The 26,925-nt window shown below is 33.6% G+C and carries 20 protein-coding genes; 11 read left to right on the forward strand and 9 right to left on the reverse strand.

Features of this window, described 5'->3' with window-relative positions; all coding sequences use genetic code 11:
• Position 1: 1 nt before the first annotated feature.
• The 6 genes from Q1A60_RS05550 to tsaD all read right to left on the reverse strand — a co-directional run bounded on the left by Q1A60_RS05550 (position 2) and on the right by tsaD (position 9,654).
• Positions 2-2,833: a metalloprotease gene (locus Q1A60_RS05550; protein ID WP_299765299.1), complete on the reverse strand. Its 2,832-nt coding sequence runs from the start codon at positions 2,831-2,833 to the stop codon at positions 2-4.
• Positions 2,834-3,056: 223 nt separating this feature from the next.
• The gene (locus tag Q1A60_RS05555; protein WP_299765429.1) at positions 3,057-3,746 is read right to left on the reverse strand and encodes a TIGR00730 family Rossman fold protein; all 690 of its coding nucleotides are present in this window, start codon (positions 3,744-3,746) and stop codon (positions 3,057-3,059) included.
• A gap of 31 nt (positions 3,747-3,777) precedes the next feature.
• Positions 3,778-6,624 carry an excinuclease ABC subunit UvrA gene (gene uvrA / locus Q1A60_RS05560; RefSeq protein WP_299765297.1) on the reverse strand — a complete coding sequence of 949 codons (2,847 nt, stop codon included), beginning with the start codon at positions 6,622-6,624 and terminating at the stop codon, positions 3,778-3,780.
• A gap of 102 nt (positions 6,625-6,726) precedes the next feature.
• Positions 6,727-7,743, reverse strand: coding sequence for a hypothetical protein (locus Q1A60_RS05565; protein WP_299765294.1), 1,017 nt, complete (start codon positions 7,741-7,743; stop codon positions 6,727-6,729).
• Positions 7,744-7,906: 163 nt separating this feature from the next.
• A complete protein-coding gene (locus tag Q1A60_RS05570; protein ID WP_299765292.1) occupies positions 7,907-8,614 on the reverse strand; it encodes a 16S rRNA (uracil(1498)-N(3))-methyltransferase in 708 nt (235 codons plus the stop codon).
• A 2-nt stretch (positions 8,615-8,616) separates the two neighbouring features.
• A complete protein-coding gene (tsaD, locus tag Q1A60_RS05575) occupies positions 8,617-9,654 on the reverse strand; it encodes a tRNA (adenosine(37)-N6)-threonylcarbamoyltransferase complex transferase subunit TsaD (protein ID WP_299765290.1) in 1,038 nt (345 codons plus the stop codon).
• Between the two features lie 119 nt (positions 9,655-9,773).
• Here tsaD and Q1A60_RS05580 point away from each other — a divergent pair, with 119 nt between their 5' ends.
• From Q1A60_RS05580 to Q1A60_RS05600, 5 genes are all read left to right on the forward strand, one after another.
• Positions 9,774-14,141 (forward strand): translocation/assembly module TamB domain-containing protein, encoded by a 4,368-nt coding sequence (locus tag Q1A60_RS05580; RefSeq protein ID WP_299765288.1) that lies wholly within the window; start codon positions 9,774-9,776, stop codon positions 14,139-14,141.
• A gap of 80 nt (positions 14,142-14,221) precedes the next feature.
• Positions 14,222-14,434: a hypothetical protein gene (locus tag Q1A60_RS05585; RefSeq protein WP_300007380.1), complete on the forward strand. Its 213-nt coding sequence runs from the start codon at positions 14,222-14,224 to the stop codon at positions 14,432-14,434.
• A 379-nt stretch (positions 14,435-14,813) separates the two neighbouring features.
• On the forward strand, positions 14,814-15,800 hold the full coding sequence (gene pfkA / locus Q1A60_RS05590) for a 6-phosphofructokinase (RefSeq protein ID WP_299765285.1): 987 nt from the start codon (positions 14,814-14,816) through the stop codon (positions 15,798-15,800).
• Positions 15,801-15,814: 14 nt separating this feature from the next.
• The gene (gene gap / locus Q1A60_RS05595; protein WP_299765283.1) at positions 15,815-16,816 is read left to right on the forward strand and encodes a type I glyceraldehyde-3-phosphate dehydrogenase; all 1,002 of its coding nucleotides are present in this window, start codon (positions 15,815-15,817) and stop codon (positions 16,814-16,816) included.
• A 71-nt stretch (positions 16,817-16,887) separates the two neighbouring features.
• On the forward strand, positions 16,888-17,754 hold the full coding sequence (locus Q1A60_RS05600; protein ID WP_299765281.1) for an N-acetylglucosamine kinase: 867 nt from the start codon (positions 16,888-16,890) through the stop codon (positions 17,752-17,754).
• 111 nt (positions 17,755-17,865) lie between these two features.
• Here Q1A60_RS05600 and Q1A60_RS05605 read toward each other — a convergent pair whose 3' ends face one another.
• The 3 genes from Q1A60_RS05605 to Q1A60_RS05615 all read right to left on the reverse strand — a co-directional run bounded on the left by Q1A60_RS05605 (position 17,866) and on the right by Q1A60_RS05615 (position 21,577).
• On the reverse strand, positions 17,866-18,339 hold the full coding sequence (locus Q1A60_RS05605; protein WP_299765279.1) for a hypothetical protein: 474 nt from the start codon (positions 18,337-18,339) through the stop codon (positions 17,866-17,868).
• A 5-nt stretch (positions 18,340-18,344) separates the two neighbouring features.
• Positions 18,345-18,725: a RidA family protein gene (locus Q1A60_RS05610; protein ID WP_299765277.1), complete on the reverse strand. Its 381-nt coding sequence runs from the start codon at positions 18,723-18,725 to the stop codon at positions 18,345-18,347.
• Positions 18,726-18,820: 95 nt separating this feature from the next.
• Positions 18,821-21,577: a putative LPS assembly protein LptD gene (locus Q1A60_RS05615; protein ID WP_299765275.1), complete on the reverse strand. Its 2,757-nt coding sequence runs from the start codon at positions 21,575-21,577 to the stop codon at positions 18,821-18,823.
• Positions 21,578-21,764: 187 nt separating this feature from the next.
• Here Q1A60_RS05615 and Q1A60_RS05620 point away from each other — a divergent pair, with 187 nt between their 5' ends.
• The 6 genes from Q1A60_RS05620 (at position 21,765) to Q1A60_RS05645 (ending at position 26,913) form a co-directional block, all read left to right on the forward strand.
• On the forward strand, positions 21,765-22,883 hold the full coding sequence (locus tag Q1A60_RS05620) for an N-acetylmuramoyl-L-alanine amidase (protein ID WP_299765273.1): 1,119 nt from the start codon (positions 21,765-21,767) through the stop codon (positions 22,881-22,883).
• A 62-nt stretch (positions 22,884-22,945) separates the two neighbouring features.
• Entirely contained in the window at positions 22,946-23,896 is a 951-nt protein-coding gene (locus tag Q1A60_RS05625; RefSeq protein WP_299765271.1) for an MlaD family protein, read from the forward strand.
• Positions 23,897-23,917: 21 nt separating this feature from the next.
• Complete coding sequence (locus Q1A60_RS05630; protein ID WP_299765269.1) at positions 23,918-25,252, forward strand: (Fe-S)-binding protein; 1,335 nt, start codon at positions 23,918-23,920, stop codon at positions 25,250-25,252.
• On the forward strand, positions 25,242-25,565 hold the full coding sequence (locus Q1A60_RS05635) for a hypothetical protein (RefSeq protein ID WP_299765266.1): 324 nt from the start codon (positions 25,242-25,244) through the stop codon (positions 25,563-25,565). Before Q1A60_RS05630 ends, Q1A60_RS05635 begins: the two co-directional genes overlap by 11 nt.
• A 15-nt stretch (positions 25,566-25,580) precedes the next feature.
• Positions 25,581-26,015, forward strand: coding sequence for a phosphoheptose isomerase (locus Q1A60_RS05640; protein WP_299682897.1), 435 nt, complete (start codon positions 25,581-25,583; stop codon positions 26,013-26,015).
• A gap of 106 nt (positions 26,016-26,121) precedes the next feature.
• Entirely contained in the window at positions 26,122-26,913 is a 792-nt protein-coding gene (locus Q1A60_RS05645; RefSeq protein ID WP_299765263.1) for a (Fe-S)-binding protein, read from the forward strand.
• Positions 26,914-26,925: the final 12 nt, after the last annotated feature.

A 26,925-nucleotide genomic window follows, 5' to 3' on the forward strand; every position in this document is an offset into this window, starting at 1 on the left:
GTTAGTACCATCTACGTTGAAAAAGACGTATCAACGTATCGATATCTAACGATACAATAAAGCGTATTTTCTGATCGTAATTGGGTTGTGCAATTTCCCATCCCAAATTAGAATATACCGGAAGGAAAATTTCAAAGTAGTCATCAAGTAAGCTTACTTGAATTCCAGAATCGTATACAGGCTCTAAGGTTTGTGCTCTATTCTTTACAAGTCCTACATCTCCATAGGCATAGATATACTTCCAGATGGTTGTACTTGCATTGATAGTGGTAATCCATTCATTTGCAAAAGCGGGTTGTAGTCTTGATTTAAATCCACCTTCGGCAAATATAAACTGCTGACTAAATATTCCGCTGTCTTCAGAACGGCCATAATAATTAAAATCAAATAAGTAATCTGTAGGTCTATCTAAGGCAAAGCTAAAAAAGTCTCCACTATCTCTTGTTCTATTTCTTAAAAATGCACCTGCATAAAAACGTAAATTAAGTTGACGATTATTAAGATATAAATGTCTGTAAAAGAAGGTAGCTGATAGTTTTGTAAAATCTTTAGCTATCTGTAAGTCTGTATTATAACTTACGGTATTAATGATCGCTCGGTCAAAATGTGAGAAACGTAAATTAAATACAGAATAATCAGGATCTTGTGATTCTTGTCTAAAGTCTTCATCTCTTTGTACACGTACAAATCGCGTTGATAAGTTTGACCCTCTATTTGCTCTAAAATCTCTTGGTTTAAAGCTGAAATTTAAGAACGGAACAAAACGTTCAAAGAATAAATCTGGTCCAAAAGAAGACCTATTACCAGAGAAACCATAACGCACACTAAAGAGTTTACTATCTTCTAAAAAGTGTGTATATGATAATGATGCTTTTCCTATAATGGCTTTAGATCGCAATCCAAATTGTGGCTCAAATTTATACCTGAAGTTTTTACGTAAAATGGTATTGTTGTATAGTTTTAAACCTGGACTTAATCCATCATAGATATTAAACTCTGCCGTTGGGATAATAAAGGCTTGGTTTTTTGATGGGTTTTCAAAATCTTGAAGAAACTTAAGTTGAATAGGTTTATTCAATCCTAAAAAGCCATTGGGTTTATGATAACTATCTCTGAGATTGTACTCTGGAATGATCTCATCATAGTTTAAGACTACTTTGTCAATACTGTCTGCAGCGAGTGCTATTGTTTTTGTTTTTTCTATATTTTCAACCCATGTCTTAGAAACAACTTCGCCATCTTTTAATCCGTATACAGAGATAGGAGCAGGGTTATCTCTTTTATTTTTTATAGTCACTAGCAAAGAGTCTCCTTCTCTTTTTGAATTCTTGATTTTAAAATCTAGTTTACGCCTAGTAGTTACATACTCATCAAAAAACCAATCGACATTCTTATCAGTGTTCTTTCGAATGAGTTTTTCAAAATCTTTTGAACTTACACCTTGTTGCAAGTTATAATTAGCATAAAATTCTTTAATCGTATTTTCTACACTATTATCCCCTAAAAAATCACCTAAATATCTAAGTCCCGCGCCACTTTTATATTCATTTGCTATTTGTACATTGTATTTAATAAGTGAGTCGTATGGTTTTGATAATGGCTGATCTAAGTTAAGCCTCGCAATATTCATATACAGGAGGTTATACTGATCATTAAATTCTAATTTTGAAAGATAGAACTGTCGTACAAGCCAATACTTATCTAGATTTCCCACCACTTTTAAATCTGGGTAAAAAGTGTCAATGTATCGTTGCATTAAGTTTACCTTAATCCCATCAATAATCCATCTGTCCATTCTAGGGTTTACCAGTAGTGTGTTATCTACATATTTGCCTATGATTGTCTTTACGAGTTTGATTTCATATTTAAAACCTTCTGGAAATGGACGTATAAAATCGGGTAATTGATTTAATCCATATACTTGATTTTCTTTATAATCAAGTTTGGTCACCAGTAATCTTTCATGTGGATAATCGCCAAGATTTTTTTGCATAAAACCAGCGATACGATCTACAATAAGCGCACGAATTGGGTCGCCTACCATACGGTCGTCTATATTAGAGTGTAAGGTTAAGAAATCGGTTTCTATTTCTTCAAAATCAGGATTCTTAGTAAGGTATACTCTAGGGTTGATTCGGTCTTTGCCATTCAGAATAGCTATTTTTTCTTTTGTATTATAGGATGTGTTTTCTATACGTGTTTCAAAATCTGAAATGATTTCATATTCTTTTGGGAATGAAAATGTAATCTGTATATCACTATTGGGATAATAACGATCTACTAAGTTTTTATTACTGTAATAGTGCCATTCTCCATCATATATGGCTGGAGTAATATACCAATACCGTAGGTTATAATCTTTGGTTTTAGTGACTCCATAATTGGTAAAACGTGTATAAGGTAGTTTAACTTTATAGATGAGTTTAAGGCTATAAGATGCTTTAGGAAGCAGCGTTTCTTTAAGCTCTATTTTAATAATATCCTGTGCCTTGTCTAGTCTTTTATATTGTAAGTATGAGGTTCCATCATAGATAGATTTGATAGATGTGAAGCCACGTTCTTCATCTTTTGCTAGATGGAACTTCTTTTCAAAATCTTCAGCAAACCTTATTGCTAATGGTGTTTCTTTAGAAGAAAAACTATGTGCCCAATCATTTAAATAAATAGTATGTAGTGTATCCTGACTGGTATTTTTATATGTAATAGTTTGTGTAATCTCAATAGTATCTTCATTTGGAATTAGACGTGCATTTACTCCAATGGTATTTTGTGCTATTGCACTTGTGCATAAGACGCACCAACATAAAAAAGCTTTAAAGAAATTTTTCAACAAACAATTATAATTTCAAAGGGTTACATACGATATCATTTTCTGTTTTTTGATATCATTTGATAGGGTAGCGTTAGAAGTTTTTGCTTAAAGATATGTTTTTTAGATATTATGCTAGTAACTATTTACAAAAGGATACCTATCTGTCATAACATATTTAATATTCAACAAGTTTTAAGCCAAACTGTTTTAGTCATTTCATAAATAATAGTTAATTAATTCTAGATTAGAAATTAGGACTTAATTCATATTTCTCATAGAAGTCGTTTAATACTTCTATTACTTCATCTGGTGTATCTACAAGATGTATTAGGTCTATATCTTTTGGGCTAATATTTCCAAATCTATCTAATAATGTTGTTTTTACCCACTCTAATAGACCACCCCAAAAGTCTTTACCAACCAAAATAATAGGGAACTTTTGTATTTTGTGTGTTTGAATAAGTGTAATCGCTTCAAAAAGTTCGTCGAGTGTTCCAAACCCTCCAGGCATTACAACAAAGCCTTGTGAGTATTTTACAAACATTACTTTACGCACAAAGAAGTAATCAAAATCTAAACTCTTATCACTATCTATATAGGGGTTATCATGTTGTTCAAAAGGGAGGTCAATATTAAGACCTACTGAGGTTCCTCCAGCAAGATGCGCTCCTTTATTTCCAGCTTCCATAATCCCAGGACCACCACCTGTGATTACTCCATAACCATTTTCGGCAATTTTTTTAGATACAGCTACAGCAAGTTCGTAATAGGGATCTTCTGGTTTTGTACGAGCACTTCCAAATACAGACACGCAAGGTCCTATTTGACTCATTTTTTCAAATCCATTTACAAACTCTCCTACAATCTTGAATATTGCCCAAGAATCATTAGTTTTTATTTCATTCCAACCTTTTGGTCTTGTCTCGCTATGCATTGTCATAATTCTATATTTTTTAAGGTAACTATTATACCATTACCGTTGGGTTCATTTCTTTTTTTAAAAATTGAGCGGTGTAGCTTTTTTTGTCTTTGATAAGTTGTTCTGGTGTTCCTTTTGCGACCACTTCTCCGCCACCTTTTCCACCTTCATATCCGATGTCTATGATATGATCAGCCATTTTTACAACATCTAAATTATGCTCTATAATTAGAATGGTGTTTCCTTTGTTTACGAGCCTATTTAGGACTTCCATTAAAACACGTATATCTTCAAAATGTAATCCTGTCGTGGGTTCATCTAGAATATAAAATGTATTTCCAGTATCTCTTTTACTTAATTCTGTTGCAAGCTTGATACGTTGTGCTTCTCCTCCAGAAAGTGTTGTCGATTGCTGGCCTAAGGTAATGTATCCTAAACCTACATCCTTTATTGTTTTAAGTTTTCTATAAATCTTCGGGATATGCTCAAAGAAATCTGTAGCTTCTCGAATCGTCATTTCTAACACATCTGCAATTGATTTTCCTTTATAGCGAATTTCTAATGTTTCCCTGTTAAAACGTTTTCCTTGACAAGTCTCACATTCTACATACACATCAGGTAAGAAATTCATTTCAATAACGCGTAGTCCTCCTCCTTTACAAGTTTCACATCGTCCGCCAGCAACATTAAAACTAAAACGTCCAGGTTTATATCCTCGTATAAGGGCTTCGGGTGTTTTTGCAAATAGCGATCTAATTTCACCAAAAGCACCTGTGTATGTAGCTGGATTAGAACGTGGTGTTCTTCCTATAGGTGATTGATTAATGTCTATTACTTTATCGCAGTTTTCTAATCCTTTAATACTTTTATAAGGCATTGGTTTTTTTACACCATTAAAGTAATGAGCATTCATAATAGGATAGAGGGTTTCATTAATGAGTGTAGATTTTCCACTTCCTGAAACTCCTGTTACTGCAATCATTTTTCCTAACGGAATTGTGATCGTTACATTTTTTAAGTTATTTCCAGTAGCTCCTTTAAGAACTATTGTCTTCCCATTACCTTCTCTACGTTCTTTAGGAATCGTAATTTCTTTTTCTCCGTTAAGATATTGTGCAGTAAGTGTACTATGATTTACTAATTCTTCTGGAGTGCCTTCACTTATAATCTCTCCTCCATACTTACCCGCTCTTGGTCCGATGTCAATTACATGATCGGCACGTTCTATCATGTCTTTATCATGCTCTACAACAATAACAGAATTTCCAATGTCTCTTAAGGATATTAATGAATTAATCAATTTTTGATTATCTCGTTGATGTAATCCTATGCTTGGTTCATCAAGTATATAAAGTACGCCAACTAATTGTGATCCTATTTGTGTTGCTAGACGAATACGTTGCGCTTCTCCTCCAGAAAGCGATTTAGAGTTACGATGTAGTGATAAATAGGTGAGTCCGACATCAACTAAAAACTGGATTCGAGTTTTGATCTCTTTAATAATCTCAGAAGCAATTTTAAGTTGTTTTTCAGAGAGTTTCGTTTCTAGTGTTGTAAACCAATCTTGTAACTCTAAGATATCCATATGAGCAAGCTCAGAGATGCTTTGGTTGTCTACTTTAAAGAATAAAGATTCTTTACGTAACCTAGAACCTTCACATTCTGGACAAGAAATCTTATCCATATATCCTTTTGCCCATCTTTTTAAAGAGGTAGACTCACTAGAGTTATAGGTGTTTTCTATAAAGTTTGCGACTCCTTCAAAGTCTATTTTATAATCACGTGTAACTCCTAGTTCTTTGGATTGTATTGAGAACTTTTCATTTCCTCCATAAAAGATAAAATGAAGTGCTTCTTTAGGAATCTTTTCTATAGGATCGGTCAATTTAAAATCAAATCGATCTGCGATGAGTTGTAATTGTTTAAAGATCCAATTGTTTTTATGAGGTCCATGCGGTTCCAGTCCTCCGTTTTGGATAGATTTCTTTTTGTCTGGTATTATTTTGTCTACATTTACTTCGTAGAGTTCTCCAATCCCATTACACTTTGGGCATGCTCCTTTCGGGGAATTAAAAGAGAAGTTATTGGGTTCTGGGTTAGGATAGGATATTCCCGTAGATGGACACATTAAGTTTCGACTAAAATAGCGCACTTCTTCAGTATCTTGGTCTAATATCATAAGGACATCATCACCGTGGTACATGGCTGTGTTTATACTTTCGCGTAAGCGTTTATCGTCTTCAGCACCAGATTGAATAGCAAGGCGATCTATCACGATTTCTATATCATGTGTTTTGTAACGATCAACCTTCATCCCTTTTACAATATCTCTTACTTCTCCGTCTACACGTACTTTTACAAAGCCTTGTTTTGCGATTTGCTCAAAAAGTTCTCTATAATGTCCTTTACGTGAACGAACAATTGGAGCTAAAATGTTGATGCGTTTTCCATCAAAGCTATCGATAATCAAGTCTTTTATTTGATCATCAGTATAGCTTACCATTTTTTCTCCAGTATTATAACTGTAAGCATCACTTGCTCTGGCATAGAGTAAGCGTAAGAAGTCATAGATCTCAGTAATGGTTCCTACGGTAGATCTTGGGCTTTTACTCGTTGTTTTTTGTTCTATAGCAATGACAGGGGAAAGCCCTTGAATTCGATCTACGTCAGGACGTTCTAGTCCGCCTAAAAACTGACGTGCATATGCAGAGAATGTCTCAATGTATCTTCTTTGTCCTTCTGCATATATGGTATCAAAAGCCAAAGAACTTTTACCACTTCCAGAAAGCCCTGTAATCACGACAAGCTTTTCTCTAGGAATGATCACATCAATATTTTTCAGATTGTGCGCTCTTGCCCCGTAAACTTCAATGATTTCTTCTGTTTGTGCCATAAATTTACCAAAAGCTGCAAAGGTACTTATTTGCCAGCAGATTATAAAGGTTGATACGTTTATGTATTGTTAATCTTATAGAAGTGTTATACTTCTTATGGATTACCTTCCTGTATTTATTTCTTTTATCACAAAAGGATAGATAGAAAGTGTCATAAATAATAAAATACTACACACAAAGCCTATAGATATAAAGCTATATAATAATGGTAATTGAAATAGTAAAATCCCTATAGGTAAAAAGACACCTAGTAATGTAAGAAGTGCTAGTAGAATAAAAGCAAAATTAATAATCTTTGGGATGCGTTGTTGTGATTGCATGGTAATGCTAAATAATCTTGGGATGATTTCTTCAGACATTTGTTCACCTAATTTTGAAAGTAAGTCTTCACTAAATCCCATATCTTGATACCGATGCGTGTCTAACTGCACAGCATAGCTTAGAATTTTTTCTTGATGACGTTCATAAATACGATTTACATCTAATTCGTCTTTATAGGAGGCATATTTATAACCAAAGTAATACCAGATTCCAGAACCACATTTGTGTTCTACCCATTTTCTTAAGATACGAGGGGAGTAGGTACGCGGATTAGAAAACGTATCTACTTTACTTTTAGAGGGGTCGTCTAATAATAAGGATTTTGCTTCTAGATATAAATTTTCAGAATCACCATACCTATTATTTTCCTCTATATACTCTAAGGCAAGTTTAGAACGACCTTTGTAAAATTCTTTCATCGTAAAATAGTTAAGGTCACCAAACTCTTTATCTATGTACTCCTTGAGTCCAGTATTCCAAACTTCAGAACGAACTAATATATCTATGATGTTTCTAAAATGATGCATTTTTTGAGTTAATGTGTTTAACTCTGTACTAAGTGTATTACTACTAAAACGTATCTGATTGGTTTTGTTAAGAATGAATACAAAAAGTACAATAACAAGTAGAATACTAATAATACATAAGATAAGTAAGATGGTGTCAACTTTATCTACAGAAAGTGTTTCTTTTGGAACCCAAGTTTGAAGACCATATACAATAAGTATACATCCCAATATGCTTGTTAAAGCGGGGATGTAAGGCACAACAATTTTGATAAAATTTCTTAATTTCATCTAGGTTATTTATTATCAATAAGTTGGGCCTATTGTCTTATTTGTTAAAATAAGATCGTAAATAAACAACTATAATAGATATTGACAAAATAAAATGAGGTGTTTTGTAAGAAAAATAATCCTTTTAGATGTGGATTTGATGCATTTTCTTTTTTGTAATGGTTTATTGATGTAAAAAAGAAATACTATGACAGGCTACGATTCCTGCAGTTTCTGTACGTAATCTGCTAGCACCTAGTGTGATTTGTGTATACCCTAATTGTACGGTTTGCTCTATTTCTTCTAAAGAAAAATCACCCTCAGGACCTATAAGAATCAATGTATCTTTTCCAGCGGTCAATTCTTTAGTAAGGGAGTGTTTCTCTCCTTCTTCACAATGAGCAATACAAGAAAGAGAAGCCTGTGGTTGTGACTTAAGGAAATTTTTGAAAGATATTGCTGGGTGTAATATGGGTAAATGTGTTTGCAACGATTGCTTCATCGCACTTTGTAAAATCTTCTGAAAACGCTCTTCTTTTATCTGTTTCCGTTCACTATGATCACATATAATAGGGGTGATTTCTGTAATGCCTATTTCTGTAGATTTTTCTAAAAACCATTCAAAACGATCATTAAGTTTTGTTGGAGCAATTGCAATATGTAGTTTATAGGGGAGTGGTGCTTGAAATTGTGCGTCCTGTAATTGAATCTTACATTTATTAGGATTACCATCTATAATTTCACCTTTGAATAGGTAGCCTTTTCCGTTTGTAATGTCAATAGGGTCTCCAATTTGTTTACGTAATACACGTATGATATGTTTACTTTCTTCTCTTGGGAATGTATAAGTATCAGATTCCTGTGTGATAGATGCACTATAAAATAATTGCATATTTATATTTTAAGGCGTGATTGTGCTTGAACTCCTGTATCTGTATAGTTGTTTTTTTCGACGAATCCTTCACTATATTTTAAATACCCTACAATTCCTATCATTGCCGCATTATCAGTAGTATATTCAAATTTTGGCAAGTAGGTTTTCCAACCCATATTCTTTTCTGCTTGTGTAAGAGCGTAACGTATGCCTTTGTTAGCAGAAACACCTCCACCTATAGCAACCTGAGTAATCCCTGTTTGCTTTACAGCTTTTTTGAGCTTATCCATTAGTATACCCACAATAGTATATTGTATAGAGGCACAGACATCTGCTATATGTTCTTCAATAAAATTTGGGTTTTCCTTTAGTTGCTTTTGCATGAAATACATGATCTGCGTTTTTAATCCGCTAAAGCTAAAATTGAGTCCTTCTACTTTCGGTTTTGTAAAAGGAAATGCTTTTGGATTTCCTTTTGCCGCCCATTTGTCTATTAAAGGCCCTCCAGGATAGGGAAGTCCTAATAATTTTGCACTCTTATCAAAGGCTTCTCCTACAGCATCATCTATAGTTTCTCCTATCACAGACATCTGAAAGTAGCTATCTACTCGTACAATCTGTGTGTGACCTCCAGAAATGGTCATTGCTAAAAAAGGAAAAGAAGGTTTTTCATATCCTTCTTCATCAATAAAATGAGCTAGAATATGTGCCTGCATATGGTTTACATCGATTAGGGGTATGTTTAAACCCAATGCAAGTGACTTTGAAAATGAAGTTCCAACTAATAAGGAACCCATTAGTCCAGGTCCGCTTGTAAATGCTATGGCACTTAGCTCTTTTTTATCGATATTTGCTTTCTGTAATGCAGCCGTTACAACGGGTACGATATTTTGTTGATGTGCTCTAGAGGCAAGTTCAGGAACAACACCCCCATATTGTTCGTGTATTTCCTGTGTAGCTACAACATTAGAGAGTACTTTATCGTTGTGCAATATAGCAGCCGCAGTATCATCACAAGAAGATTCAATAGCCAGTAAGTAACAATTTGTCGAGTTCATAGTCATATTAGGCACGCATATTGTAAATAAGAAACAAAGTTAAAACAATAAGCCGTATCAAGAAATTAAAAAAAATAGTAGTACGTACAGTAGTATATCTATTGCTATTCTTTGCACTGGTGTTATTGATCTTCTCAATACCTGCCGTACAATCTAAGGTAGCGTCTATTATTACAAACAAAGTAAACAAAAAATACGGCACTTCTATTCACGTAGACAAAGTAGGACTTAAGTGGAATGGGGATCTAAATCTCAAAGATATATACATAGAAGATCATCACCAAGATACGTTGATCTATACACGATCGCTAGCTACAAGTGTATTGAGTGCAAAAAAAGCGATAGACGGTAATTTAGAATTAGGAAGTATCGCTTTAGAGGGAACTAAGTTTTATTTAAAGTCTTATAAAGGAGAAGGAAATGATAATATTTCTATTTTCTCAAAGAAATTTGTTCCAAAAAACCCAAATCCCAATGCACCTCCTTTTGTGATGACTTCTTCTAAAATCACATTAGAAGATGCTGTTTTTAGATATATAGATGAAGATTTAGAGAATCAAGTTGTTCTTGATTATACAAGTTTAGAAGGAACGCTTGAGGATTTTACATTGGTAGATGATGTGATTGATACGCATATTAACCATCTTGCATTTAAAGCAAAAAGAGGCTATGGTATTTCTTCTTTAGAAGGAGATTTCCATTATGATACAAATGCCATCAATCTTCGTGATTTTATTGCAAAGACTGAGTTTTCGACTTTAGAAGGAACGATCGCATTAGACACTTCGGGAGATAAGATGTCAGATTTTGTTAATAAGGTTGGTATTGAGGCCGCTTTCGCGAAAGCGAATATCTCCACCAATGATATTGCACCATTTTATAGTGGTTTTGCGAGCGATAAGGTCTTTTCCTTAAACGGAAATATGACAGGAGTTCTCAATGATTTTAAAGCGGAAGGGGTGAAGCTTACGGGTTTAAAAAAATCTGTAATCGATGGAGATATTCAATTTACAAACCTTATAACAGGAAGCGAATTTAAGATTGAAGGGAATTATAGAAAAATAAAAACTACCTACTTTGATCTAAAATCATTACTTCCAAGCGTGTTATCTAGCTTACCTCCTAAAATGGCAAGACTAGGCACCATAGAATTAATAGGTTTTAATACCGTAACAAATACAATACTTGATACCGAAGGAGTTGTAACCACAGCACTTGGTGATGGCTATGTGGATCTACTATTAACAGATTATCAAAATACAGATGTTGCTACCTACACAGGAAATGTAGATTTAGAAAACTTTAATTTAGGGAAGTTTATTAATGACCCAAGAGTAGGAAAAACATCGCTAGACGTAGATGTAAATGGAAAAGGATTCATTCAAGAGTATTTAGATACGAAGCTTTCTGGAATTGTATATAACATCACATATAATGAGTATACCTATAAAGATATTTCAGTATTTGGAGATTTAAAAAGCCCAGTTTTTAATGGTGAAATCATTTTAAATGATCCTAATTTAAAAGCAAAAGTTGATGGCCTTATTGATGTTTCAAAAAGTATTAATAGTTATGATTTTGAGGCAGATATCACGTATGCAAACTTGGTGAATCTCAATTTTGTAAAAGATAGTGTTTCGATTCTTAAAGGAAACGTTGTTATGGATATGAAAGGAACAGGCATTGAAGATGCTTTTGGGAAACTTTCATTTTATGATGCTGTGTATCAAAATAAAAATGACACCTATTACTTCAAAGATTTTGATGTCACTTCAGTGTTTGATGCTAAAAATGTACGTACGATAGCTATTAACTCTTCAGATATTATAGATGGCTCTGTAAGTGGGATCTTTAAATTTAATGAAGTTGTTCCTTTATTTAGAAATGCCCTAGGAAGTCTGTATACCAACTATCAACCAGAGGTGTTGACAGAAAATCAGTTTATGGATTTTGACTTCACCATTAATAATAAAATTGTAGAAGTATTTGTTCCTGAAATAGAATTTGAACCAGAAACTATTATTAAGGGAAGTGTTGTCTCTGATGACTCAGAGTTTAAACTCACATTTAAATCTCCAAGAATAGAAGCTTTCGGAAATATGGCAGAAGCCATAGAAGTAAAAGTAGATAATAAAAACCCTTTATTCAACACGTATATCGCTGCAGATAGTATTGATGCCGGATTCTATGCGGTTTCAGATTTTAATCTTATTAATGTAACTCTCAAGGATACATTATTTATGAAGTCTGAGTTTACAGGAGGAAAACGAAATGATGATCGTTATGATTTATCATTGTACCATACCATTAATGAAGATGGGAATTCTGTTGTTGGTTTCAAAAAATCTCAAGTGATTTTTAAAGATAACCCATGGTTTATCAATAAAGAAAACAACAACCGTAACCGTATTGTATTTGATAACAACTTTAAAGACATTGATATACAAACCATTGTTTTAAGCCATAAAGATGAACGCATTGATCTAAAAGGAGTTGTTAAGGATACTATTTATAAAGACATTAAAGCGCAATTTACAAATGTAGATTTAGCTAAAATCACACCCGAAATAGATAGTTTAGATCTTCAAGGACGTGTCAATGGGAAATTAGATCTCCTTCAAAAGGATGGGGCATATTATCCAAATTCTACGGTTGCCATAGATCAATTTACAATTAATGATTATCTGTTAGGTAAGTTTGATTTAACGGTTCAAGGAAACACATCTTTATCTGCCTATGAAATCAAGTCTAAATTAGAAAACCAAGAAGGTTCGCCTCTGGTAGCTAATGGAAATATTATTGTAGGAGAAGGTAGTGATGCTACTATAGATTTAGATGTAGCACTGACTAATTTTAATTTAGCGCCTTTTGATCCTTTAGGAGAAGGTGTCATTACAAGAATACGAGGATTTGTAGATGGGAATGCTAAAGTAACAGGAAGTTATAAGAACCCAGATATAAACGGAGATTTAACAATACTAGACGGAGGCCTTAAAATACCATATTTAAATACAGATTATGATTTTAGAGGCGTTTCTAGTGTCACATTAGAGAAACAGAAGTTTATTTTTAATGCTATCCAATTAGAAGATGTAAAGTATGAAACGCTTGGTGCGTTAAATGGTACAATTTCTCATAATGCATTTAGTGATTGGAAACTTGATTTAGGTATAAATACAGATAGACTTGTAGTATTAGATACTAAAGAAGATTTAGAGTCTTTGTATTTTGGAACAGCATTTATATCTGGAGAAGCAATGATTAAAGGTCCTATAGATAATCTAGTGATAGACGTTTTTGCAGAGACAGAAGAAGGGACTGTATTTAATGTACCTATAGACGATTCAGAATCTATAGGTGATAGCACATATATACATTTTTTAAGTCCAGAAGAAAAAGAAGCAAAACTCAATGGAGTCGTATCAGAACTTACGGAAATAAAAGGGCTTTCTGTAAACTTTGATCTAGATGTAGATGCAGATGCTCTTATTGAAATTGTAGTCGATAAAGAAAATGGAAGTACCTTAAAAGGTAGGGGAGGCGGAACACTCTTAATACAATTAGATACCAATGGGAAGTTTGATATGTATGGAGATTTCATTGCATACGAGGGAACCTTTAATTTTAAATATAAAGGACTTTTTCAGAAAGAATTTAAATTCAGGCCTGATGGTAATATTCGTTGGGAAGGAGATCCAGCTGGAGCCTTATTAGATATAAGTGCGGTATATAAAGCAGAAGCAAATCCAAGTATTTTATTAGAAAACCCTTCTGTAAACCGCAAAATCCCTGTAGATGTAGTTATAAATTTAGAAGGAGAACTCTTAAAGCCTGATATTACATTTGATATAGAATTTCCAGCCGCTACAAGCACCGTTGTTTCCGAGTTAGAATATCGCCTTAGTGATAAGAATGCAAGAGAGCTTAACGCGATCTCTTTAGTGTCTCAAGGGGTTTTCTTGAGTAACGCTTCTATATCTACTGCAGGTGCTGTAAATAACTTATTAGAAACCACATCTTCTTTACTCTCTGGACTCTTATTTAATGATGATGATAGTATTTTTGATGTAGGATTTGATTTAGTTCAAGCAGACAATACACCAGACTTACAATCGGCGGGACGTGTTGGAATTACACTTTCTACACAAATTACCAATCGAGTTCTTATTAATGGAAAAGTAGGAGTGCCTACAGGGGGTATAAGTGAAAGTGTGATTGTAGGTGATGTAGAGATTGATTTCTTATTGAGTGAAAATGGTGCATTACGAGCAAAAGTATTCAATAGACAAACAGACATTCAATTTATAGGAGAGACAGAAGGCTATACCCAAGGAGCTGGTCTTTCGTATGCCGTAGATTTTAATTCTTTTAGAGAACTTATCAGAAAGATCTTCAATGGAAAATCGGAAGAGGCTATCAAAAGTTTAAAAGAACAAGAAGAGACCTCAGAAAAAATAGGACCAGACGGCGTTACCTTTAAAAACTAGATTTTAACAAATTGTTAAAGAGTATATTAATACTTTTTTTAAAGTAAATATGTATATTTTAATTAATTAAAACAATTTATATGAAAAAATTACAGAAATTAGGAAACGTTTTAACAGCTAAGGATTTAAAAAAAATTAATGGCGGCGCACTATGTGAAGATGGTGTTTATGCTTGTCTATGTAACTATCATTTTGTGGGATGTTTTACATCTTCATCTGCATGTTTGAATCAATGCGAGTCTAATTTTCCGGGCCCTGGAGGTCATGGTAATGATCCTATAATTAGTCTATGATATTTCGTCATAAAACCCATTGAAAGCACCTCTTTTGAGGTGTTTTTTTTGTCTTGTATTTAAAGATTACATCTATCAATAATAGATATAAATGGAGTTAAGTATTAAAATTATGAATATGCTAATTTTACCTGCTAGATGAATTGGTTATTTTGATACATCATAAAATTAGATACCTCTTTATATAAGTATTCTTAAAAAGTACGCTTTCGCGAAAGCAAAAAAAGCCATTTTCCCTTCATTTTTTACTCAAATAACAACTAACTGAAAAAAAGTTGTTAAACGAAAACGTTTGAGATTGTAAATACTCGAAAATCAGCGCGAAATACTTGAATAATCTAGTCTAAGTTTCCTAAATTTATTTTTTATTTGCTACCATATGAGCCAAAATATTAAGAAAATCGCAGTTTTAACATCCGGTGGAGATTCGCCAGGAATGAATGCAGCTATTAGATCTGTAGCGCGTACTTGTGCGTATCATAAAATCTCTTGTGTAGGAATTTATAGAGGATATGAGGGACTTATTGATGGTGATTTTATAGAGTTAGATGCCCGTAGTGTACGAGGTGTTATAAATAAAGGAGGAACGTTTCTTAAGTCTGCAAGAAGTAAACGTTTTATGACTAAAGAAGGTCGTAAAATAGCATATGATAAATTACGTGAATCGAATATTGATGCAATTGTTCTTATAGGAGGTGATGGAACCTTTACTGGAGGTCTTGTCTTTAATACAGAATATAATTTTCCTGTTATGGGAATTCCAGGTACGATAGATAATGATATTAATGGTACCGATAGAACGTTAGGATATGATACTGCTTTAAATACAGCGGTAGAAGCGATAGATAAAATACGTGATACAGCACATTCACATGACCGTTTATTCTTTGTTGAGGTTATGGGACGTGATGTAGGTCATATCGCATTAAACGCAGGAGTAGGAGCAGGAGCTGAAGAAATCCTTATCCCAGAAGAAGATATGGGAATAGACAGGCTTGTAGAATCATTAGAACGTAGTAAGAAGAGTGGCAAGTCGTCTAGTATTGTTGTCGTAGCCGAGGGTGATAAAATAGGAAAAAGCGTCTTTGAACTTAAAGATTATGTAGACCAAAACCTTGATGAGTATGATGTACGTGTATCTGTATTAGGACATATGCAACGAGGAGGATCTCCTACCTGTTTTGATCGTGTGCTTGCAAGCAGAATGGGTGTAAAAGCAGTAGAGTCACTTATGGAAGGAAAAAGCAATTACATGGTAGGAACCATACATGATAAAATGGAACTTACTCCGCTTAAAAAAGCAATAAAAGGAGAATCAAAAATTAATAAGGAATTGATACGTGTGTCAGATATCATGACCACATAATTTAATACAAACACATGGGAAATTTAAAATTAGGAATTAATGGATTTGGCCGTATAGGTCGTATCGTTTTTAGAGCAACTGTAAAACGTGATAATGTAGATGTTGTTGCTATTAACGATTTACTAGATGTAGAGCATCTTGCATATCTATTAAAATATGATTCTGTACATGGACGTTTTGACGGAGATGTTTCTGTAAAAGATGGAAACCTTGTCGTAGATGGAAAAACAATACGTGTAACAGCAGAGCGTGACCCTAAAAATTTAAAATGGGATGAAGTAGGCGCTACTGTAGTAGCTGAATGTACTGGAATATTTACAACTTTAGAAACAGCAGATTATCACTTACAATCTGGAGCAAAAAAAGTTGTGATTTCTGCACCGTCAAAAGATGCGCCTATGTTTGTAATGGGTGTAAATGATGAAAAACTTACTGCTGCTCATACCATTGTATCTAATGCATCTTGTACGACAAACTGTTTAGCACCTGTTGCAAAAATTGTAAATGACAATTGGGGTATAAAAGAAGGGCTGATGACTACGATTCATGCAGCTACATCTACACAACTTACAGTAGATGGTCCTTCTAAGAAAAATTATCGTCTAGGACGATCTGCTATAAATAATATCATTCCTACCTCTACAGGAGCTGCAAAAGCAGTAGGGAAAGTAATTCCTGAAGTAGATGGTAAATTAACTGGAATGGCATTTAGAGTTCCTACAGCAGATGTGTCTGTAGTAGACTTAACTGTAAGTACAGAAAAAGAAACATCATTAGAAGAGATCAAAGCGGCTTTTAAAAATGCAGCAGATGGAGCTCTTAAAGGAATTGTGGGCTATACAGATGAAGGAGTGGTTTCTCAGGATTTTGTAAGTGATGACCGTACAAGTATTTTTGATGCAGATGCATCTATAGAATTAAGTTCGACATTTTTCAAATTAGTCTCTTGGTATGATAATGAGTTTGGATATTCAAACAAACTTGTTGATTTAGCCGAAAAAGTAAATGAACTATAAATAAGGACTATTTTCTCCTGTAGTTTTCGAAAATTATAGGAGGAAGTATTCTGTATAAGCACTTTTACTCTATGATTTTAGTCGTTGATAGCGGATCTACAAAGACCGATTGGATTGCCCTTAGTGATGAGGGAACTATGCTGTTCCAAACACAAACATTGGGGTTAAATCCGCAGGTGTTATCACAAGAGATATTAACAGAACGTATTGTCAATAATTTTGAGCTATATAAACACAGAAATGAGGTGAGTCGTCTGTATTTTTATGGAGCAGGATGTGGTGTAGAAAAGCCTCGTAAATTAATAAAAGAAGTCTTTGAAGAGTTTTTTAAAGAAGCTCAAGAGATTATTATTAAAGAAGATACGTATGCGGCATTGTATGCTACAACAGATACAGAACAAAGGGAGAAAGCGATCGTCTGTATTTTAGGGACTGGATCTAATTGTAGTTATTATAACGGAAATGAAATTGAACAAAAAGTGATTTCGTTAGGATATATTTTAATGGATGATGCTAGTGGAAATTATTTTGGAAGACAGTTATTAAGAGATTATAAGTTTAATAATATTCCAGAAGATCTATCTACTAAGTTCGGTAATACATATGATTTAAGTTCTGAGAATATTAAAAATCATTTATACAAGAATCCCAATCCTAATACGTATTTAGCAACTTTTGCACGATTTTTAATTGAAAATAAAGACCACTCGTATTGCCAAACATTAATAAAGAAAGGACTTTCTTTATTTATTGAAAATCAAATTTTTCAATTTCCAAATGCAAAAGAAGTTCCTGTTCATTTTGTAGGATCTATTGCTTTTTATCTCAAAAAAGAACTTACAACACTTCTAGACCAATATGGACTGATAGAAGGGAAGATATTAAAACGTCCTATAGACGGACTTGTATTACATCATAAAGACCACATCCTTTATTGATTAAATATAGTTAAGAAATAAGTGCATTTTTGTATTTATACTAGGTGTTAAAAAAAATCCCGCTTCTTTTTAAGAAACGGGATTTTTTTTGTGATTTTATTAAAATAATAATTATGCGATTGAATTAGTATGAAATTCATACATTATTTTCTTGTCAAGATTAATTTTTAATTGCCAGTAGCAATCACCTCCATCTCTTGCAATTATTAAATTTGTTTTCCAATGTTCACTTTTATAACAAGCAGCATTAATATACACTATTCGATCACCATTCTTATCAATATATGGAATGTATTGTCTAAAATAGTTTTCTAGATATTTTTCAGAAAGTGTTCTGAAATGTACGTCATGTGGAGGACCATTTTTCAATAACTTTGACTTTAATAAAGAATCAATTAAAGTGAAATTTTCCTTAGTAATTTTCCAACTTTTTGTGTCTTCAGAAAGTTTTTCATTATTAAAATGATATATATACTTAAAATTTGCTGGATCATTTAAAACAGTAATTGTCGTATCTGTTTTAGAGCAGGAATTACATAATGCTAGAAAAAAGATTACAAAAAATATACTTCTAAATAGTGTCATAACAACTATTTAATGGCGATCACAGAAATCTCTACATTTACGTATTTAGGTAAGTTTGCAACCTCTACTGTTTCTCTTGCAGGTGCTGTCTCGTTATTAAAATAGGCTCCATATACTTCATTAATAGCAGCAAAATCATTCATTTTATTTACAAAAATGGTTGTTTTTACAACGTCTTCAAATGTCATGTCAGCAGCAGCTAATACTGCTTTTAAATTTTGCATAACAAGTGTAGTCTCTTCTTTGATAGGACCTTCAAAAAGGTGTCCAGTTTTCGGATCTATTGCAATTTGTCCAGAGGTATATAGTGTATTTCCAGAAAGAACAGCTTGATTATAAGGTCCGATAGGTGCAGGAGCATTAGGTGTTGAGATTATTTTCTTCATAGTGGTATTTCGCGAAAGCGGAAATTTTAAGATTAATGATATATGTACTTATAATGGTTTTAAAATAAGAACCTACTAAAGATAGAAATATAAAATTAGAGTCGTTCGTCTGGAGCACGACGTTTATCGTATTTTATATCTCTTAATAAGTTTCCTTTAATTCCAATAAAGAAGTTCCAAGAAGATCGATTACTAAAAGGAACCCAATTAAATCGTAAGTTCCAGCTTTCTAAGTCTCGACCAAATTGTAAGGAAGTAAATGTAAAACCAGGATTTGCTAAATCATATCCAGAAGAACCACCTACAGTCCAACGTTTTCCAAGTTCTATATCTCCACTAAAAACAAGAGAATGAGATCCAATATTATTTTGTCGGGCACTATTTACATAACTCACTTCGTAAGAAACTCTTAGATTCCATGGGATTTTGAAGTTATAGAATTCTACTTCCTGTTCTTCTTGATCTTCATCATCTTCAGGTAACCCATTACTATTACCTGTAATATCTACACCGCCTCCAAATAAGTTATCAGGTCTTCCTCCTGCAGCAAATGTTTGATTTTGGGTACGGTCGGTTTCCCTGTTTTTATCTTTGTTTCTTTCAAAATCTTTACTGGAAAAGTTATATCCAAAATTTGCACGTGCTCCAGTGATTCTAAAAAGACTTCCGCCATTATTAATATTTAAGGTATTAATACGTCTGTTATTGCTATTTAAAGCATATATATCGAGACCAGCACTAAAGTTAATTTCAAGCTTGTTATCGATAATAGGAATGGCACCACTTACCGATATAGGAGCTAGTCTTAGACTATCTGCAGTGATATTATAAGCAGTTCTAAGGTTTAAGTTTCGTAATAATGTAATCTTCCTATATTCTTCTGTAGCGGAGGTATCTTTATCTTTGACTTTTGCTTCTACAACATTGCTGAGACTTAATGATAAGGAGGCATTTTTTCGATTACTAGGAGCGCCTAACGGACTACCGTCAAAACGAGAGAATTCCACTTCTTCTGTTGGTTCTATAGCTGTAGGGTCATTGGGGTCTGGAATTAAAAGCGTTTCAAAAAACTGATCAAAAGCAGGGGTGTAACTTATACCAATATTTGGACGTACCACATGCCGTATGGATTCTATTTTACTTCCCTTTTTAAAATTAAAAAAACCATAAATAGTTGTACCTAAACTAGCGCTTGTACCATAAGTTCTGTAGGAATCTATGCCATTAATGGTGTCTCTTACAATCTCTCTACCTTCAACTCTTTGATCTATCGTCTTAAAAACAGTATTTTCTGTATAATTAGCACTTAACGTGGCACTTATATATTTTGCAATTTTAAAGTTGGTAGAAATAGGAATAGTCTGTTGTATACTAGAACGTCCATCTCTAAACATCTCTGAAGTAAAAAACAGGCTATCTGTTGTTGTATATTGATTATTTGCTCGTAATGAGTAATTAAGGTTAATGTTTTGAAAAATTCCCTTTTTAGATCCGCTTTTAGGAGCAAATGGAAATATACGATCTACATTTACTTGTGCAGACGGCAGTGTTAAGTTGATTACCTCCGTTTGCGAATTCTGTGAGTGTGTCGCAGCAACTGTAACATTAACAGGTGTTTTTCCAGTAAACGTACGTGAATAAGATACGGAAGAACTAAAGTTGTTGGTTAAGAAATTACCTGTATTACTTTGATTAAGTGATTGCTGAAAGAAGTTACTACTTCCTAAATTTACAGAAGCAGAAAACCTGCTATTTGGGCTTGCTTTCGCATCTTGTGTATGATTCCAGCGTATATTATAGGTGTTACTTTCTGAAAAATCGGGGAGTCCTCGCTCACTTGCTAGGATCTTTTCAAAGTTAAAACTCAATCTACCATTAAATCGATATCGTAGTCTATAATCAGAATCTGCTCGTAATGCATAACTTCCATTCGTATAATAATCTCCAGTAACGGCGAGGTTATAATAATCACTAAGGGCAAAATAATAGCCTCCATTTTGCAAGAAATACCCTCGTTGTCTCGTTTCTCCAGGACTCGGAATAATAAAACCAGAAACACTTTGTTGCTTATCTAATGGGAAAAATGCAAAGGGCAATCCAATAGGAGTAGGTACATCTGCAATGTACATATTGGTAAGGCCAGTAACCAGTTTTTGACCTGGGACAAATTTTACTTTACGTGCATAAAAATAATATTCAGGATCATCTAAGTTTTTACTGGTTGTGATCTTTACATTACTCATGAATACCACAGAGTCATTTACACGTTTGCTAATTTCAGATTTTAAGTTAATTTCCTGACCATTAGCACCTTCGACCCTAGATCCGTAAATCAAAGCCTTTTCTGAATCAAAATTAAATTTGATAGAATCGGGTACGACCTCATTGTCTCCCTGCTTAAAAACAGGTATTTGTGTATAGACGCCACTAGAATCTTTTACTCCTTTAGCAAAAACAGTATTCTTTTCATAATCCAAAATAATCTCTCCTGCATTTATTTGGATATCCTCATATGTTACTTCAGCTTCATTATACAAGAATATTTTTTTCTTACTTCGGCTGATACGTTCGTAATCTGTCGCTTTATACGTTACTTTATCAGTAAGTGCTTCTTTTTTTACTTTTATAGAATCGGTACGTACACTGTCTATTACTACTCTAGTTGTGTCATTAGGCGTTTGCTTTCGCGAAAGCGCATCCAGCGGCTGTTCAATTGCTTTGATTTTAATAGAGTCTTCCTTCGATGCAGGTATGGCATTATTGTTGGATGGAAACTCCTGTGCTGTCATCAAAAATGGACATAGCATGGATAGGCAAATAAGTAAAGAAAGGTGTACAGTTTTTGTTTGCAATGCGATTAATCCTATTTTTGTGTGACAAGCATCATTTAAAGTGCCAAAATTACATATATTTTTTCGGGTTGAAACCCAATTCTTGTAATTTTGAAAATAACCAGTAAACAATTTACGTTAGCTAACGTATATTCTATATAATAATACTGCTAACTAACGCTTAAAAGATTAGATTTTGATAAAAAGGATGCGTAATTTGATTTCATTTAGTATTTATTTAACGCTACTCTTTAGTTTTGTTAATGTAAATGCGACTTCTTTAACACAAACTCCACCTAAAAAAAAGTTTAAAGTAGTCCTTGATGCTGGTCATGGAGGGAAAGATCATGGAAAACCTTCTAAAGCGGGATCACCAGAAAAAGATATTGCCCTTAAAATTGTATTGGCTCTTGGAAAAGAACTTGAGAAAAATAAGGATATAGAGGTTATTTACACACGTAAAAAAGATGTCTTTATAGATTTACACGAAAGAGGTAAAATTGCAAATAAAGCCGAAGCAGACTTATTTATATCTGTACATTGTAATGCACACACCTCACAAGCCTATGGAGCAGAAACATATGTTTTAGGGTTACATCGTAATGAAACCAATCTCAATGTTGCAAAAGCAGAAAATGCCGTAGTTTTTTTAGAAGAAAATTATGAAGAGACCTACTCACAGTATGACTTGAATTCTCCAGAATCTGCAATTGGGCTAGAACTCATGCAAGAAGAATTTTTAGATCAAAGTGTATTTCTAGCGTCACTTGTTCAAGATAACTTTAGAGAAAAATTAAAACGAAAAGATAGAAGTGTAAAACAAGCGGGATTTATTGTACTGCATCAAACAGTAATGCCTAGCATTTTAATAGAAACAGGTTTTATCACAAATACACAAGAACGAAAATATCTGAATTCTTCAAATGGACAGTTGGCATTAGCAAATGCTATCGCCACGGCTGTCAATTCCTATAAAGACAAAGTATTTAGTTATTTAGATAATGAAATTATAGCAGGAGGCGAAACTGTCGTAGCAGAAGTTAAAAATGAAGAGCCAGATAAAATTATAGAAGGCGTTACTTTTAAAGTACAATTAGCTGCAAGTAAAAGAAAATTAGCCACTAAACCTTACAATTTTAAAGGGCTCAAAGAGATCTCACGATTGAAAAAAGGAAAAGTATATAAGTATTACTATGGTGCTACGTCAAATTATACAGAAATTAAAAGAAAATTAGAAGAAGCAAAAGCAAATGGGTACACAACTGCTTTTATAGTATCTTTTGAAAAGAATAATATTCAAGTGCCATTAAAGCAAGTGTTAAATTAATAGCTCCTTAAAGCGAGGGTTCTTATTAAATTCCTACATTTGTTTCCTGTATAAAACACTATATGCTTAAAATTTCTAAAGAAGTCAGAACTGGAATACTAGCAATCATTGCACTAGTGATTGTTATTGGAGGCTATAATTATCTTAAAGGCCAAAATTTATTAGATAAAAACAGAAATTTTTATGCCTTATATGATAATGTAGAAGGACTTACGCCTGGAGCCAATGTTACAATTAATGGATTGACCGTTGGAAAAGTAATTTCAATTGAATTTGCAGACAAAGCAGGAATGTTGAAAGTACATTTTAATGTAGTGAGTGATTTTGAATTTTCAAACAAGAGTATTGCAAAAGTATATGGTATAGGTTTTATAAGTGGTAAGAACCTAGCGATTGTTCCTAATTATGATGGGCCACTCGCTAAAGATGGGGATACACTTCCTTCCGAGATTGATAATGGAATTATGGAACTGGTTACTGAACGATTAGAGCCATTACAAGCGGTTATAGAATCTGCGATTAATGATACAGACTCCCTTGTAAAGTCTGTAAATACGGTTTTAGATAAGGATACTCAGAAAAATTTAAAAGAGGCTGTTGCAAATTTTGCAGTTATTTCTAGGGAGTTAAAGACGACTTCTAGATCGATGAATGGTCTTTTGGCAGACAATAAAGAGAAACTTACAGGGACAATATCTAATTTTGAAGAGATTTCCAATAATTTTGCAAAGCTATCAGATTCACTTTCTCAAGTTGAAATAGGTACTTTGATATCAAATTTTGAAAACTTGGCGGCAGATTTTGAAGGAATCGCAAATAATCTTAAATCTGGTAAAGGAACGGCTGGAAAGCTTTTGCAGGATGACCAAGTTTATGTAAATTTGGAACGTACCACAAAACAGATGGAATTGTTGCTACAGGATATGAGATTACATCCTAAGCGATATGTACATTTCTCGCTGTTTGGCAAAAAACCAAAGGAGTATAATCCACCTAAAGATTCGTTACGTTAGGTGGGATACTAACTAACGATTATGCAATACATACCTAATATTCTATTTTTAATAATCCTTGTTTTAGGGATTGGTTTTTTTACAAAAAACATTAAGAAGCTATTTCGTAATATCAAACTCGGAAGAGACATTGATAGAACAGATAATAAACCATTGCGCTGGCGTAATATGGCAAAAATTGCCTTAGGGCAATATAAAATGGTAAAACGTCCTATTTCAGGAATACTCCACGTTGTTGTCTATGTAGGCTTTATCATTATTAATATTGAAGTTTTAGAAATTATCATAGACGGACTCTTTGGGACGCATAGAATTTTTGGTTTCTTAGGTGGTTTTTATGATTTCTTAATTGGTAGTTTTGAAATATTAGCCTTTCTTGTTTTTGTAGCTGTTGTTATATTCTGGATTCGTCGTAATGTAATACGAATTAAACGTTTCTTAAATCCAGAAATGAAAGGATGGCCCAAAATGGATGGAAATTTAATCCTCTATTTTGAAATGGTATTGATGACACTTTTCTTAGTCATGAATGCTGCAGATTTACAATTACAAATACTTGGAGCAGATCATTATGCTTCTGAAAGTGGTTTAGTTGGTGCTTTTCCTATTAGTCAGTATATAGCTCCTTTATTTGAAGGAATGTCAGAATCATCACTTATCATTTTAGAGCGTGGTGCTTGGTGGGTACATATTATTGGGATTTTAGTATTCTTAAATTACCTATACTATTCTAAGCATTTACATATTTTATTAGCGTTTCCTAATACGTGGTATGCTAAATTAAAACCTAAAGGAGAGTTAGATAATTTGGATGCAGTTACTAAAGAAGTGATGCTTATGATGGATCCTAATGCAGATCCTTTTGCAGCACCTGCAGAAGATGAAGGAGATCCAGAAAAGTTTGGAGCTAGTGATGTATTAGATTTAAACTGGGTACAGCTTATGAACTCATATAGTTGTACAGAATGTGGGCGTTGTACAAGTGAATGTCCAGCTAATCAAACAGGTAAAAAATTGTCTCCTCGTAAGATCATGATGGATACACGAGATCGTTTAGAAGACGTAAGTAAAAATATAGACCAGAATGGAAATTTTCAGCCAGATGGGAAGCAACTTTTAGATGATTATATCAGTAAAGAAGAATTATGGGCATGTACTACCTGTAATGCATGTGTAGAAGCATGTCCTATAGGAATTGACCCATTAAGTATTATTTTGGATATGCGTCGTTACATGGTTATGGAAGAGAGTGCAGCACCAAGTGATCTTAATAATGCAATGACTAATATTGAAAATAATGGGGCTCCTTGGCCATTTAACCAAATGGATAGGGCAAATTGGATTAATGAAAGCTAAATACATTGTCATACTATTTTTCTTAAGTTTCCCTTTTTTAGGAAATGCCCAACGTAGTTGGAGAGAAGATAGCTTGCAATTTAAAGTCTATACACGTGTGTATTTTAATAAGCAAGAACAAATAGACTCTGTAAAAGTGCAAAAAATACTATGTGACTATTGCTCTCAAAAACAAGTATTAGCCTTGTCTGAACAAGCATTATTTCGAACACGAATGGATCTTAATGATCCGAATTTGAAAAAAAAGGGAGTCCATGTGCAGGCTCATTATATAAGAATAAGTAAAAAAGATTTTCAATCAATCAATCAATAACAATTAATCTAAGAGATGAAAAAGGAAGACGTAGAGAAATTATTAAGCGAGAAGTTAGAAGATGGTGAACATGTAAGTCCAGTGTTGCCAGACGGAATGAAGAATTATCTCATAGATATAGATGGAACTATTTGTGATGATATTCCAAATGAAGAGCCAGAACGTATGCTTACGGCACAAGTATATCCAGATGCTTTAAAAACATTAAACAATTGGTATGATCAAGGCCATATTATTTGCTTCTTTACATCTCGTACAGAAGAACATAGAGGATATACTGAAACGTGGTTAAAACAACACGGATTTAAATATCACAGTCTATTAATGGGCAAACCTAGAGGAGGAAATTACCATTGGATAGATAATCATTTGGTAAAGGCAACCAGGTATAAAGGGAAGTTTACAGAATTAGTAGATAAAGAAGTAACCATCCAAGTTTTTGAAGATTAGAAGATAATAATTTCGCTTTCGCGAAATCGAACTTGTGAGATTTGCCTGCCGGTAGGCAGGTTCAATACTACAGGGAGAGCGAAGCGTTAAAGTTGAAACACACATTATGAGTGAACCACTAAGAGTACCTACCATGGCCGAATATATGGCGCAAGGCAAGCAACCAGAAGTATTATTTTGGGTTGGTTGTTCAGGTAGTTTTGATGATAGAGCAAAAAAAATAACAAAAGCCTTTGCTCGTATTTTAAATAAAGCTAATGTCGATTTTGCCGTATTAGGAGCAGAAGAAAGCTGTACAGGAGATCCTGCAAAAAGAGCTGGAAATGAATTTCTTTTCCAGATGCAAGCAGTAATGAACATCGAAGTGCTTAATGGATATGAAGTAAAAAAGATAGTAACAGCTTGCCCACATTGTTTTAATACAATTAAGAACGAGTACCCTTCTTTAGGCGGCACCTATGAAGTAGTACATCATACACAGTTTTTAAAATCATTACTTGAAGATGGTCGTCTTAAAGTAGAAGGAGGTAAGTTTAAAGGAAAACGTATCACTTTTCACGATCCTTGTTACTTAGGAAGAGCAAACAATGTGTATGAAGCACCACGTGATTTACTACGTAAGTTAGAAGTAGAACTTGTAGAAATGCGTAAGTGTAAAACAAATGGACTTTGTTGTGGGGCAGGAGGTGCGCAAATGTTTAAAGAACCCGAGCCAGGAAATAAAGATGTTAATGTAGAGCGTACAGAACAAGCTTTAGAAGTAAAGCCAGATATCATAGCAGCAGGTTGTCCGTTTTGTAATACCATGATGACAGATGGTATTAAAAACAAAGAAAAAGAAGATAGTATCGAAGTAATGGATGTAGCAGAGATGATCGCTTCTGCTGAAGAACTTTAATAGCTATTTATG

The organism is uncultured Dokdonia sp. (assembly GCF_947492535.1).
Lineage (GTDB): Bacteria > Bacteroidota > Bacteroidia > Flavobacteriales > Flavobacteriaceae > Dokdonia.